The organism is Rhabdobacter roseus (assembly GCF_014202275.1).
Classification (GTDB): domain Bacteria; phylum Bacteroidota; class Bacteroidia; order Cytophagales; family Spirosomataceae; genus Rhabdobacter; species Rhabdobacter roseus.
Map to the genome: position 1 here is coordinate 46316 of NZ_JACHGF010000002.1, position 14002 is coordinate 60317.

Sequence of the window (14002 nt, forward strand, 5' to 3'; positions counted from 1 at the left end):
TGGGAGTTAAGAATTTAGCTGAAAATGCGTATTCAAATTCTGGGGTTAGTCGATAGTGCTGGCAAGGGAAGTCTGCATGGTAACTATGTTCTCACACTAGAGGTTTAATCCTACTTATTCTGAAGCTCCTGTTTTAGGCTTTCAACCTCTTGGGACAGTTGACGAATTAAAGACATCATTTCTTCCGTTCTAGTTTTTAGGCTTCTATTCTCCTTTTTCACTTCCAGCAGGTAAAGTGCCTGTTCTTCGATTTTCTCCAATAGCAGGGCATCCGTTCGGTGCAAGTCGTTGCCTTGCTTTACCATTTCTTCGGCGCTGGGCACACCCGGCAAATGGCGGTGCTGCTTGATGAAGGCTTCCATCTCGTCCAGCGACCGCAGCATGTAATCATCACGAAAGACGTTGTCCCGCCACTCGTCGGTGCTTTTGAGGGCCACCTTAACCCGCTCGGTGAGGATCCCCTCCGACACGTAAAGCTGGTAGCCGGTTGGCAAGGTCTTGAAGCCGGAGCCGATGAGTACGCCCCCGCCGTTTCGGTTGAGCAGGTGATCCTGTGCGGTCCGCTCCCAGTTGCTTTCTCCGGCGGCTAGCGCTCGTGCTCCGGCGGTGCTGGCTTTCATGACATTGCCGTTGGCATCCACGTAGAGGGGATAGACCGTTCCGGTGCTGGTGGGTAGGTTTTCAAAACGTACGCCGGTGGCGGTGGTGCCACCTGCGGTCACATGCAGGCGGGCGGTGGGTGCCGTGTTGCCAATGCCGACTTTTATTTGATTTCCTCCAGTTGCTCCTAGTACAATTGAATTAGACGAAGTTACAGTTGCATTTGAACCAATAGCGGTAGAATTTGAAATACCTTGAATAATATTTACATTGTAACCAATAGCTGTGTTTAAACTACCGGTATTGTAATATCCCGCATTAGCTCCAATAAATGTATTTCGTTCTCCGATATTGTTTTCAAAGCCGGATTGGTGTCCAATGTAGGTATTTTGGGCACCAGCCAAGTTTCTCCGACCGGAGCCCGCTCCAATAAAAGTGTTGTTCCCTCCGCTAGTATTATCCGCACCTACAGAATAGCCAATGAATAAATTGTTATTAGCGTTTGAATTTCTACCCGCAAACGTCCCTAAAAATACATTACCAATACCACTGATATTTGATCTGCCTGTATTATTTCCAATAAATATATTGAGACTGCCTACAGTATTAGCATAACCTGTGGAGTCACCCAGAAAAAAATTATCGGTGCCACTAACTATTGGTGCCACATTAAACCCCAATAGAGTATTTCTTACCCCTTTGCGCAATAAAAAGACTGAATTATTAATACGATAGGCACTGCCAGTTGAAACATTGATATCCCCGTTGACGTGCAGGCGTTGCAGCGGAGTGGCCGTCCCGATGCCCACGTTACCGGGTAGATAGTTGATGTGGGAGCCCGAAACGTTCCAGAGAGTACTACCACTGCCCCCGGCCGAGTCTTTGACCAGGATCATCAGCCCGTTGGCATCCAGGGAGAGTACCTTGCCGTTCCAGGGAGCGGTGGGAGAGCTGGCATTGAGAGCCGCGTGCTGGAGCCCGGCGTTGCCCACGACTAGCGGTTGCTGGGCGGGAGTAATAATCTTGTTCTGGGCCAGGGTCGCGCTGGTGGCCAGAAGTACCAGTAGAACAGGGAGAGTAAAGGGATGCTTCATGGGATAGAGAGTGAACGATTGAATGATGCCTCTATTCGTGCGGCTAAAATTCAAAGCCGTTATTGCGCGCTTTTTAGTCAGATTACAATGGGTCGGCCTTGCCTCGGAGGAGTTTTTGATGACGCCCACAGCTTGGAACACCTTACTTTTTTGGGGAAAGTTGCTGCTGCAATCGCTCGACTTGCAGGACCAAATCATCATTTTGTTTGGTAAGCTTATCCAGCTTCTGGGCCTGCTGTTCATTTTTCTTATTGAGTTCCAGCAGGTACAGCGTGAGTTCTTCGATTTTCTCCAGCAGCAGGGCATCCGTTCGGTGCAGATCATTGCCCTGCTGGACCATCGCTTCGGCGCTGGGCACGCCGGGCAGATGGCGGTGCTCCTTGATGAAGGCCTCCGTCTCGGCCAGTGGTCGCAGCTTATAGTCGTCCTGAAAGACATGGTCCCGCCATTCGTCGGTGCTTTTAAGAGCCACCTTGACCCGCTCGGTAAGAATGCCCTCCGACACGTAGAGCTTGTAACCGGCAGGAATCGTTGTTAACCCGCCACCAACAAGTACCCCTCCCAGATTGGTATTATAAAGATTTTGATCGTTGAGTTGCCAGGAAAATTCAGGCGTTTCCAAGGTACCTTGCCGGGCGCTGGATGAAGCGGAACGAACAATCTGACCCGCTGCATTTAGGTATACGTTGTATAAGGTCCCGTTCGCTATCGGCACTTCGTTTAAATTTAGGCGGATGGTGCCCCCGTTGAGATGCAGCTTGTCGAGGGGTGTCGTCAGGCCAATTCCCACTTTGATGGTGGGGTCTCCCAGCACCAGACAGTTAGAACAGGCTACGGTGGCAAAAGCCCCAATCACCGTGGCCCGGGCTAAATTATTCGCTGCGAAATTAGCCCCATTGCCCAAAGCGGTATTTTCGCTGCCCGTCGTATTGGTAATGCCACTGCCGTTTCCCATGAACACATTCCGGATACCGGACGTATTCCCCAGACCAGCATTCGCCCCTAAAAAGGTATTGCCTGCTCCCGAAGTATTATTGACTCCGGCATTACTTCCCAAGAAGGAATTCCCGTTCCCACTGGTGTTGGCCTGCCCGGCCTGAAAGCCCAGAATGGTATTATAACCTCCGCTTACGGTACTGGCACCAGCCCTAGAACCGATCATGACATTATGGCTCGAGCTGTTGGCGGTAGAGATCGTGCCCACCCCGGCCTGAGTACCGATATAGGTGTTGTCAGTACCGGTAGCGTACCGCCCCGCTTCAAAACCAATCATTGCGTTGGACGAACCCGAAGTGTTGGTTCTGCCCGCCGAAGTACCTACGTAGACGTTCTGAATTCCTGTTGATACAACCGAGCCCGCGGCTACTCCCAGTACCGTATTGTTTGTCCCGGGGACAGAAAGAAACGGCATATTATTGGTACGTAATCCACTGCCGGAGGACAGGTTGATATCGCCGTTGACGTGTAGACGTTGTAGTGGTGTGGCCGTCCCGATGCCCACGTTACCGGGTAGGTAGTTGATGTGGGAGCCCGAAACGTTCCAGAGGGTACTGCCGCTGCCCCCGGCCGAATCCTTGACCAGGATCATCAGCCCGTTGGCATCCAGGGAGAGTACCTTGCCATTCCAGGGGGCGGTGGGGGAGCTGGCATTGAGGGCGGCGTGCCGGAGCCCGGCGTTGCCCACCACCAGCGGTTGCTGGGCCGGTGTGATGATCTTGTTTTGGGCCTGGACGGCGCTGGTGGCCAGAAGTGCCAGCAGAACAGGGAGGGTGAAGGGATGCTTCATCGCAAAAAGATAGAGTTGGTGGGGGCAATGGATTTAGGTTTTTCTTTTTCTACTGGCTAGTAGTTCGCTTGATCCAGGGGTTTCCTACTATGAGAACTGAAGGAAGTTTCGGCTGACAATCAATTACTGAAAGGCGAGTAAACGCTTATTTTTACTTGGACAGATATTTTTTCAAACGCTCCACTTCCTTGGAAAGCCGATCATTGTTCTCCGCAAGCTGACGGATCACCGATTTCATGTCCTCTCCTTCGGTCTTTAACGTCGAATACTCCTTCTTCACTTCCAGCAGGTAAAGCGTGAGCTCCTCAATTTTCTCCAACAGCAGGGCATCCGTTCGGTGCAGATCGTTGCCCTGCTTTACCATTTCTTCGGCGCTGGGCACGCCCGGCAAATGGCGGTGCTGCTTGATGAAGGCCTCCGTCTCGTCCAAAGGGCGCAGCTTGTAATCATCGCGGAAGACGTGGTCCCGCCATTCGTCGGTGCTTTTGAGGGCCACCTTGACCCGCTCGGTGAGGATCCCCTCCGATACGTAAAGCTGGTAGCCGGTCGGCAAAGTGTTGAACCCGGAGCCGATGAGCACCCCGCCACCATTGCGGTTGAGCAGGTGATCCTGTGCGGTCCGCTCCCAGTTGCTTTCATCGGCGGCTAGCGCTCGTGCTCCGGCGGTGCTGGCTTTCATGACATTGCCGTTGGCATCCACGTAGAGGGGATAGACCGTGCCGGTGCTGGTAGGTAGGTTTTCCAAGCGCACGCCGGTGGCGGTGGTGCCGCCCGCGGTGACGTGCAGGCGGGCGGTGGGAGCTGAAGTACCAATACCAACATTTATACCGGAGGAACCTAAAATAATAGAATTGCTCTGGGCCACGGAAGCATCATAGCCTAAGGCTACAACATTAACTAAATTGGCGCTTGCAGCATTGGATTGGTTGCCAATGAAAATATTATTATTACCCGTAGTATTATTTTTCCCTGCTTCAAAACCGATAGCAATATTATTTTTCCCACTGCTATTGTTATATCCAGCATTATAGCCTAAAAAGATGTTAGACTCTCCTGACGTAGTTAGCCTCCCCGCATTAACCCCAATCATTACATTATTAAAGCCTATACTATTTGAATACCCCGCATTGGTACCGAACAATAGGTTATTGTAGCCACTGGTATTTGAAATACCCGATTGGGGACCTATGAAAGTGTTATTTCTTCCATTTGTATTTGCCTGGCCCGATTGATAGCCGATAAACATATTGTTATAACCTGTACCCGTGTTAAGGCCAGCATCCCGGCCTAGAAAAACATTATTATAGGCAGAAGTGCTCGCCCTCCCGGCATTTACGCCTAAAAACACATTATTATACCCACTCGTATTATCACGACCTGCGTTTGTGCCAATGAATAAATTAAAACTACCAGTACTTAGTGAATTAGCTATATTAACCCCTATAAAGGTATTTTCAGTGCCGATGGTCCTTAGGAAGGGTACGTTGTTAATTCTCAGCCCACTTCCAGAGGACAGGTTGATATCGCCGTTGACGTGTAGACGTTGCAGGGGCGTGGCCGTCCCGATGCCCACGTTACCGGGTAGGTAGTTGATATGGGAGCCCGAAACGTTCCACAGGGTACTGCCGCTGCCCCCGGCCGAGTCTTTGACCAGGATCATCAGTCCGTTGGCATCCAGGGAGAGTGCCTTGCCGTTCCAGGGGGCGGTGGGAGAGCTGGCATTGAGGGCGGCGTGCCGGAGCCCGGCGTTACCCACCACCAGCGGTTGCTGGGCGGGAGTAATGATCTTGTTTTGGGCTAGGGCGGCGCTGGTGATCAGGACCAGCAGGGCGGGGAGGGTAAAGCAGTGCTTCATCGCAAAGAGGAAAGTTTGGTGGGAGCTAGGAGTTATATATATATGGCTGTTCTAAATGCTTGGATCGGTAGATAGGCGAGGGAGGGCTGCTGTTAGGAAAGGAGTCCTCCTCATTTCCCGTGGATTTTTTCATTCTTGCCCTGTGACGGCTGCTTTAGGCGTTCAATCTCCTTCGCGAGCTGACGCATCAAGGCCCTCATCTCTTCACCTTCAGCCTTTAACATCAGGTTCTCCTTCTTCACTTCCAGCAGGTAAAGCGTGAGCTCCTCAATTTTCTCCAGCAGCAGGGCATCCGTTCGGTGCAGATCGTTGCCTTGCTGGACCATTTCTTCGGCACTGGGTACGTCCGGCAGGTGGCGGTGCTGCTTGATGAAGGCCTCCGTCTCGGCCAACGGCCGCAGCTTATAGTCATCGCGGAAGACGTTGTCCCGCCATTCGTCGGTGCTTTTGAGGGCCACCTTGATCCGCTCGGTGAGAATGCCCTCCGATACGTAAAGTTGGTAGCCGGTCGGCAAAGTGTTGAATCCGGAGCCGATGAGCACGCCGCCACCATTGCGGTTGAGCAGGTGATCCTGTGCGGTCCGCTCCCAGTTGCTTTCCCCGGGAGCTAGCTCCCGTGCCCCGGCGGTGCTGGCTTTCATGACGTTGCCGTTGGCATCTACGTAGAGGGGATAGATCGTGCCGATGCTGGTGGGTAGGTTTTCCAAGCGCACGCCGGTGGCGGTGGTGCCGCCTGTGGTCACATGCAGGCGGGCGGTGGGTGCTGTGTTGCCAATGCCGATCTTTGCCAGATCTGACCCTAAAATCACGGAGTTACTCTGGCTAACTTTCGCGGCGGCCCCAACGGCCGTAGCGTTGGTCAGGTTAGGAGCGAGCACGTTGGATTCAAAACCAATCAGCGTGTTGGAGTTTCCGGTTTCGTTCCCTAATCCGCTATTACTACCCAGGAAGACATTGCGAAATCCGGATGAATTATTCAATCCGGCTTGTGACCCCAACAGGATATTGTTTGACCCGTTATTGACCTGCCCCGCCCGGTAGCCAATGAATACGTTGACCTGTCCGTTATTAGGGGTACTGCTGGTGCCTTTTCCCGAATCATGGCCCAGGTAAAAATTATAGCTTCCGGTTGCGTACTGTCCCGCCGAATTACCGGCAAAAAAATTATAGCTTCCCGTTGCGTACTGCCCGGCAGAGGTGCCGATATTGACGTTGAGGGAGCCGGTTTGGTTGGCATGGCCCGCCGCAAAGCCAATGCTGATGTTGCTGTTTCCCGTGGTGTTGGAATACCCCGCTTGGGCACCTATAAAAATATTTCGTATGCCGGTATTACCGGTCCCCGGTGTAAATCCGCCTCCCGCGTCATTCCCAATAAATACATTATGGGTACCCGTGCTGAAGTTGATGCCAGCATTGGTGCCAAGGATGGTATTGTTGGATCCTGGTGCTCTCAGAAACGGGACGTTGTTAATTCTCAGCCCGCTTCCCGTGGAGACATTGATATCCCCGTTGACGTGCAAGCGTTGTAGGGGCGTGGCCGTCCCGATGCCCACGTTACCGGGTAGGTAGTTGATGTGGGAGCCCGAGGCGTTCCAGAGGGTACTGCCGCTGCCCCCGGCCGAATCCTTGACCAGGATCATGAGCCCGTTGGCATCCAGGGAGAGTACCTTGCCGTTCCAGGGGGCGGTGGGGGAACTGGCGTTTAGGGCGGCGTGCCGGAGCCCGGCGTTGCCCACGACCAGCGGTTGCTGGGCTGGGGTGATGATTTTGTTCTGGGCCAGGGTCGCACTGGCGACTAGAACCAGCAGAGTAGGGAGGGTAAAGCAGTGCTTCATCGCAAAGAGGTAGGGTTGGTGGGACTTGGAAGGCAACGTAACAATACTAAGCAATTTGCCAGAATTCTAAGCGCGGCTCTGGAAAAAATACCGTAAAAAGCGAGGGAATTAGCCTACATTCCGCGGAAATATCAAATTGGTGCCAAGGCGCTGAAAGACAGGAGGCTGACCCCAAGTAGCAATGAGTAAGAAAAATATTGTATTTTTTTGGATGATTTTTTTGGAACCAATACCAAAATAGCTATATCTTGCTGCAAGCTCTTCTTTATGAGCTGCCTCGCACTTCATCCTTTGACGAACTCTTTCATTCGATCGCCGCTAGTATAGCGGACCATACGATCGGTATGGACTGGACGCGCATGAACTCAACAAACCCTATTTTATAACCTCTATCTAACTACGACTATGTCCCCCTTAAAAGATCCCTACCGTCACTGCTCCGCTCGGCCCTGTCCGGCCTCCTAGCGGTTTTTCCTTCGTTTATTCTTCACGTGTATACCCTACCGTCAGCGGCTGACGGGCTGGTCTGCTGTATCCACCGTTTCCTGCTCTTCCTATGAAGCAACTCTCTCTTTTACTGTGGTCCCTGTGGGGATTAACCTTGTCGACCTACGCCCAACTGCCGGACCAGGTGTCAATTACCCTAAGTACCGACGGTGACTTGTCCCTGGTGGGAAGCCCCCGCTCGGATAAGGTCTCGACGAACCAGGGGCAGAAACCCGAGAAGGAACGCCTTATCAAACAATTTGGCGAGTCCAAGGAGGTAAAGATTTTCACAACGCCCGCGGATGTCCAGAAATCCAAGCGACACGAAAAGCTGGAAGTAAACATTCCGACCCGTTCCAGCGTACGCTTTCGCACGCAGGAGGGGGCAGTTACCCTTAGTGATTTGGAGGCTTCCCTAACGGGGCAGGCGCGCCGCGGCAGCCTGGTGCTGAACCGCCTGAAGGGGGAGGTAGACCTGGTCCTTGACCAGGGGGATATTCAGGCTACGGAGGTCGAAGCGCGGGGGCTCCTGATTGCCCGTCAGGGAAACATTCACCTCACGGATGTGACCGGTTTGGTGGACGCCCGGGCCCCGCAGGGTCGGCTCGCCATTACCATCGGGCCGACCTACTACAAGAAAAGACCCCAACCGCTGGCCATCGAATTGGAAGCGGCAGATGTGGAAATTACCAGCGCGCCCTACGGGGGAAACATACGATTAGGAAACGGTTCGCTGGCCGTTTCCAAAGTCAGTGCCCCCCTAAGGATTGAAGCGGATGAAGCCTCCATTTCCCTGCGGGAAGTAGGCGCGGCGCTCACGGTAAAAAATCGAGGGGCGATCAACGTACAATTAGTTCCCTTCGAAGAGAAGTCGGGGGAAAGCCAGGATGTTGCTATTGAGGCCCAGAACGGGGATGTAACCTTAGAACTAGCCAAAAACTTTGTGGGTACCCTTCAGCTATGGTTTACGGAAGACAATCCAGTCAGTACACAAGCACCAATTACCAGTACCATCGCGCTGGGGACCGCCGATGTCGTAGAAAATAGCCAGAATGGAGGAAAGGTGCTTGTGCGGGAAACCTTCTACTGGGTGATCGTGGGAAGAGGGGCGGGCCCTTTGGTCGTCGTGCACGTGACGAACGGAAAAATAACCCTTAAAAATTGACCGAAGCATGAAAAACTGGACACTATTTTTCCTCTTGTTGATAGCGCCCTTTGTGGGTTTTTCCCAAAATTTGTGGACTGGCAATGTGAACAGCGATTGGAACGAGGCTGGAAACTGGTCACTCGGCACGGTGCCGGGCCCTACGACGGTCGTACATATTAAATCAACGGTCAATAAACCGTATCCGGTGCTGAGTGGGAATGTAGAAATTGACTCCCTGAACATGTATACCAGCGGGTCGGGGGGGGCGCTTTACCTAGGGCCCCATGAGCTTAAAGCAGGGGTATTTTTTGGGGCACATTCTCATATTTTTTCCGAGGGGGGGACGCTACGGATATCCATGCTCCGCCTTTGCAGTGGGATGAATTTTTATGGGAACCTGACCCTTCGTACCGACCATGGGGTGCTCGGTAGCTTGGATGCGGGCAATACCTTTCACGGTGATTTAACGGTGTATGCCAACCCGCACATAACCGGCCCCTCCTGCTGGCCCTGCGGAAGTTTAACGTTTAGCAATACTTTCCCGGATACGTTCAGAGGGAATTGCGTCTTTATCAAAAAGAATGCGGGTAGTCTCGTATTTGGAGTAAATCCGGTTCACATCGTTTTCGAAAAAAAGGTTACGTTCATCGACAGCAGCAGCACCGGTATGAACCTGGGTTTTACCCAGAGAGGGGGCTCGGTCACCTTTTTGGATAGTGTTTTCTTTCGTGTGAACAACTCCTGGGTCAGATTTCAGGGCAACTTTGATTTTCAGGCACCGGTGACCTTTCGTCAGACCGGAGGAGAAATTGAACTGACCAATTGGACCGATGCGGCAAATGTAGCCAAACCAACCTACATTCGATTTCGCAAGGATGTCTTGCTGGATTTGTCGGGGGGCTCCCTGGCTTTTGGTAGCTGGCCATGGAATAATGTAATCAATCGCTCCGTCATTGACTCGGGAGGGACCATTCGCCCGGTTGGGCAGGGATTTCGCGGGGGATCACTCTCCCTCCATACCATCACGATCCATTCTCCGCACACGCAGATCTTGGCGTCCACCAATTCCCATACTGCCAGTATAAGAACCAAGGTTATTTTCAATAATGCGGAAGTCCACGGAAGCATCCAGGTGAAGGCCGATGACATTGATCTGATAGGCACAACCTTTTTGGGCAAGGCCATCCTGGAGAAGGGGGGCTATGCCGCACAGCCCAATAGTAAGGGGGGCAATACCTTCTATAAACCCGTCGAGCTGATCAATTCCGGCGGTTATGACTGGAATTTGGGCGTAGAATATTCTAATGTGTACCGGGATAGCGTGCTCATCTCCCTGAGTGGCACGGGCCACCACCAGATGGACAGCAACCGAGGGGCTCGTTTTAAGGTGGGGAAATACGGATCGCTCTTCGAGGGGCCGGTCCGTATTATAACGGCAGCGACGCATTCGGGCGATATAGAACTAGAAAGCAATGGAAATACGGAGTTCAGGGACATGGTCGATATCAGCGGGTTCAAGAGCGGGCAGCTTACCTTTACGAACAGCCAGTTTCGGGGGGTGGGGCTAAACCGAACGCTAGCGTCAGCCCATCCCGACATGAAACTGGTCTTAGACGATCGTTGCCTGTTCGAGGGGCCGGTATTCATCCAGGTACCCCGCTTTGGCTCGGATTTCACGACCTTCCAGAAACCGGCGGTGATCCAAAAGACGGGACCCGGGGACGATACCAGCGTGGGGGGCAACACCTTCCACGGGCAGGTGCAGTTCCTCAACACGGCCGCTTCGGGCCAACTGCATCTACTCTCCGGCGACGATAAACTCATCAAGTAGCATCCACCTTCCTTTCCTATGCCTCAACGTATATCCCTCCTCAAAGGTAACCGGGCTCTCCTGAGAGCTCTATTTTTCCTGGTGCTGATCCCTGCCGGCGTGAAAGCCCAGTTTCAGAAGCCGGACGTGAACATGCCCAGTCCGAACGCCGCCAGCCTGGGCCTCTACGGGGAAGTCCCCGTGTCGCTCTACACCGGAACGCCCTCCATTGACATTCCCCTCTATACACTCGAAGAGGGCAAGATCAAGGTGCCCATCAGCCTGAGCTACCATGCTTCGGGGGTGCGGGTCAACCAGCACCCGGGTTGGGTGGGTCTCAACTGGAACCTTAACGCCGGGGGAGCCATCACCCGGGTGGTGAAGGATCTTCCGGACGATAAGGACTTATCCAAAGCAGGCGTCGAAAGGAAGTATGGCTACTATTTTAACCAGGAAATACACAATCATTCTAATTGGGATTCAAAACTACATATTCAATTTTTAATTACATACGCTAGGAGCTCTGGAGCTGCGACCTTTGCCCAAATGGATACAGAACCTGATGAGTTCTCCTTTAACTTTATGGGATACAGCGGGAAGTTTTATTTAAATGGAGAGGGCAAGTGGCAGGTGCGAAGCGATCAATACGTTCAGGTTGAGCTGATGGAAGAGGTGATGCTGGATGTGCCCGATGATATGAATTTACCCCCGGACCGGGACCATTCCTTTGAGGCTCAAGAGTTTGAGGATATCAAGAAGACCTTCAAAGGATTCATTCTTACGACCGAGGATGGGACCCGCTACGAGTTCGGTGGTCAGGCCAGCGCCATCGAGTATTCGGTTCCTTTTTTTAGTCAATATGAATCGAACTGGGAAGCCGATTCCTGGTATTTAACGAAGATTACTAGCCCAGAAGGACAGCAGGTGGTGCTAACCTACGAGGTGTCTCCGGCGGGACAAGGCAAGTACATAGGTACCTTTGCCCCTTCCGTTTACTTTGTCCCCTCTACCTGGACGGATATGGAGCCATGGGGGCTCCAACCAATACTTAATTGGCTTGGGGTAACATCCGGAGGAGGAACAATACCTTGTATTGCGGATATGAATATGGGAAGAGCCACGCAAGGCGTACTTTACAATGGACAACTCATTCGGGCTACGTATTTGAAACGCATCGAAAGTGCTACGACCCGTATCAACTTCGATACGGCCCCTACCGTTGAGCTGAAATACGCCAACCGGCTCTTTGAAAATCACATGATGGACGTGTGGCGAAACACGGGGACCGTCTGTGATATGTTTCCCTACCTCTACCATAAAAATGAGTACCAGTGCGGGCAAGAAGACAATAACGATAGTTTATCTACCGTTCTGCGTCGGGTACTGGACCAGATGGTCTGGCGGCAACTCAATAACCTTGAAGTGGTGGAAAAGGCGACGGATAGCCGGGTCGCCTACCGGGAGCTGCACTACACGGCTACGGAAGCCGAACGCCTGCGACTGCTGTCGGTGCATTTTCAAGATAAGGCCAATCCACTCTGCGCCTCCCGCTACGATCTGGACTACTACCATACACCGGGCAACGAGCTACCGGATTACCTGGACGTGGGAGACCAGACCGACCATTGGGGCTTTTTCAATAAAAATGCAAAACCCCTGGGGTCACCAGGCTACCTGGCCAGCATCAATAGCGATCCTGACCTGCCTACTTCCATGCCCCTAAAAATGGCCATCTTCCAACAGTTTTATAATCATAAGGAAGCCAGCGAAGATATTCTCGTGCTACAGGAAGGGAGCTTGCGTAAAGTTACTTATCCCACGGGGGGCTACTCGGAATTTACCTACGAGCGGCATGCGGCTAGTCAATACCTACACGCATGGAGGAATGGGGATCTTACCCTGATGTCCGAAGCTGATCTGAAAATCGGGGGACTGAGAATCAGGGAAATTAGCAGCCACGATGGCACCCTGGCTAAAATTCAACGCTATGAATATACGGATGGAACAAGCTCCAGCGGTATTCTGGCGGGCAAGCATCAGTACCACTGGCCGGAATACCGGGTAGAAGCATCGACAAGCTCCGATATCACGTATTACCGAGAAGTTTTTTCCTACCAGAACCTGCTTCCGACGGGCATCAATGCCCAGGGGAGTCACATTGGTTACCGGCAGGTCAAAGAGGTGCAGTCGGACGGTAGCTACACCCTGCATCGGTTTACGAACTATGAATCGGACTACCCAACCGATCGGCTGCGCCACATGGATGTGGCGGTAGACCTCTCCAAACGGATGCAAAGCGTAGGGGCGCAGTACGATCCCCGTATCGACCGATCCTGGGAGCGGGGACAGCTATTGAGCCAGGAGATTTACAACAGCGCCCATCAGCTATTGCTCCGTCGCCAAAACAGCTACCAGCGGCTTTCCTCGGATTACGTCCGATCTGCCAGCGCCAGTTCTTTTGTCGTGTGTCGAGCAAACCCGGAATTCGCACCAAGCCATGCGCGGGTGTATACCGGATTACCTTACCGGTACGAAACCCATCTGTTTCGCCGGGTGCGCGAAGAAGTGTTTCAGCACGACGTAGAAGATCCGACGGCCTACTCCCTGGACGTCACCGAGTACAGCTATAACCAGCAGGGCTTCCCCGTGGACGTCAAGCACACGCGCAACGACAGCTACACCCGCACCAAGAACCGCTACGTAGGTGACTACGTTTTCTCGCACCCGGCCCCCAGCTTTGCCGATCCGCAGGCCGAGCTCCTGCACCGCATGCAGCAGCGGGGGATGGTCGGCCGCCTGGTCGAGCAGCAGGTCTGGAACAACCAAACGCCCGGCGTCAGCAGCCCCACGGGCCCCGAGCGGCTGGTGGAAGGTTACCTCAATACCTTCCGGGATTACAGCAGCCCGGCCCAGCTAGCGGCCGGACAGCTCAACCTGCAGGTACAGCACACCCGCCGCTTCGTCAGCGCCACGCCGCCCACCTCGGCTCCCCTGTCCAGCCTGGGCGCGACGGGCAGCGTCTACGCCTTCACGGCCGATAGCCGCTACACCAGGACCGAAGTCGAGTTCGCCCCCGACGCCACGGGCTATACCGCCTGGGGCGAGCCCCAGCATTTCAGGGGGGCGGACGAGATCTGGACCACCTTAGACTGGGGAACCGGGGCCCAGAGCAGCCGCCTGCTCGCCCGCAGCCAGGGTGCGCTCACGACCACCTTCGAGTACAGCCAGCCGCTGGTGGGCGTTTCCAAGATCACCGATCCGACCGGCTACTGGAAGACCTACGAGTACGACGGCTTCAATCGGCTGCTCCGGGTGAAAGACCCCCAGGGCCGCAGCCTGCAGGCCTACCGCTATTTCCTCACCAACAGCCAGGGCTGTCCCTGATCCCG

The 14002-nt window shown here is 53.5% G+C and carries 7 protein-coding genes; 3 read left to right on the forward strand and 4 right to left on the reverse strand.

The genetic code is table 11. The features are described from left to right. Positions 1–110: 110 nt before the first annotated feature. The 4 genes from HNQ92_RS05215 to HNQ92_RS05230 form a co-directional block, all read right to left on the reverse strand. A complete protein-coding gene (locus HNQ92_RS05215; protein ID WP_184171909.1) occupies positions 111–1694 on the reverse strand; it encodes a hypothetical protein in 1584 nt (527 codons plus the stop codon). A gap of 142 nt (positions 1695–1836) precedes the next feature. Next, positions 1837–3480 (reverse strand): hypothetical protein, encoded by a 1644-nt coding sequence (locus HNQ92_RS05220; protein WP_184171911.1) that lies wholly within the window; start codon positions 3478–3480, stop codon positions 1837–1839. Between the two features lie 151 nt (positions 3481–3631). Next, a complete protein-coding gene (locus HNQ92_RS05225; protein ID WP_184171913.1) occupies positions 3632–5335 on the reverse strand; it encodes a hypothetical protein in 1704 nt (567 codons plus the stop codon). A 110-nt stretch (positions 5336–5445) separates the two neighbouring features. Further along, the gene (locus tag HNQ92_RS05230; RefSeq protein ID WP_184171915.1) at positions 5446–7170 is read right to left on the reverse strand and encodes an autotransporter outer membrane beta-barrel domain-containing protein; all 1725 of its coding nucleotides are present in this window, start codon (positions 7168–7170) and stop codon (positions 5446–5448) included. A 556-nt stretch (positions 7171–7726) separates the two neighbouring features. Here HNQ92_RS05230 and HNQ92_RS05235 point away from each other — a divergent pair. From HNQ92_RS05235 to HNQ92_RS05245, 3 genes are read left to right on the forward strand one after another with little or no spacing between them, the layout of a single operon-like run. After that, entirely contained in the window at positions 7727–8821 is a 1095-nt protein-coding gene (locus HNQ92_RS05235) for a DUF4097 family beta strand repeat-containing protein (RefSeq protein ID WP_184171917.1), read from the forward strand. 7 nt (positions 8822–8828) lie between these two features. Beyond that, entirely contained in the window at positions 8829–10634 is a 1806-nt protein-coding gene (locus HNQ92_RS05240; RefSeq protein WP_184171919.1) for a hypothetical protein, read from the forward strand. A gap of 18 nt (positions 10635–10652) precedes the next feature. Beyond that, the gene (locus HNQ92_RS05245) at positions 10653–13997 is read left to right on the forward strand and encodes an RHS repeat domain-containing protein (RefSeq protein WP_184171921.1); all 3345 of its coding nucleotides are present in this window, start codon (positions 10653–10655) and stop codon (positions 13995–13997) included. Positions 13998–14002: the final 5 nt, after the last annotated feature.

Excerpts from the sequence above, each read along its gene's own strand:
- HNQ92_RS05245 (WP_184171921.1), top strand. The coding sequence starts at position 10,653 with ATGCCTCAACGTATATCCCTCCTCAAAGGTAACCGGGCTCTCCTGAGA.
- HNQ92_RS05220 (WP_184171911.1), bottom strand. The coding sequence starts at position 3,480 with ATGAAGCATCCCTTCACCCTCCCTGTTCTGCTGGCACTTCTGGCCACC.
- HNQ92_RS05235 (WP_184171917.1), top strand. The coding sequence starts at position 7,727 with ATGAAGCAACTCTCTCTTTTACTGTGGTCCCTGTGGGGATTAACCTTG.
- HNQ92_RS05240 (WP_184171919.1), top strand. The coding sequence starts at position 8,829 with ATGAAAAACTGGACACTATTTTTCCTCTTGTTGATAGCGCCCTTTGTG.
- HNQ92_RS05225 (WP_184171913.1), bottom strand. The coding sequence starts at position 5,335 with ATGAAGCACTGCTTTACCCTCCCCGCCCTGCTGGTCCTGATCACCAGC.
- HNQ92_RS05215 (WP_184171909.1), bottom strand. The coding sequence starts at position 1,694 with ATGAAGCATCCCTTTACTCTCCCTGTTCTACTGGTACTTCTGGCCACC.
- HNQ92_RS05230 (WP_184171915.1), bottom strand. The coding sequence starts at position 7,170 with ATGAAGCACTGCTTTACCCTCCCTACTCTGCTGGTTCTAGTCGCCAGT.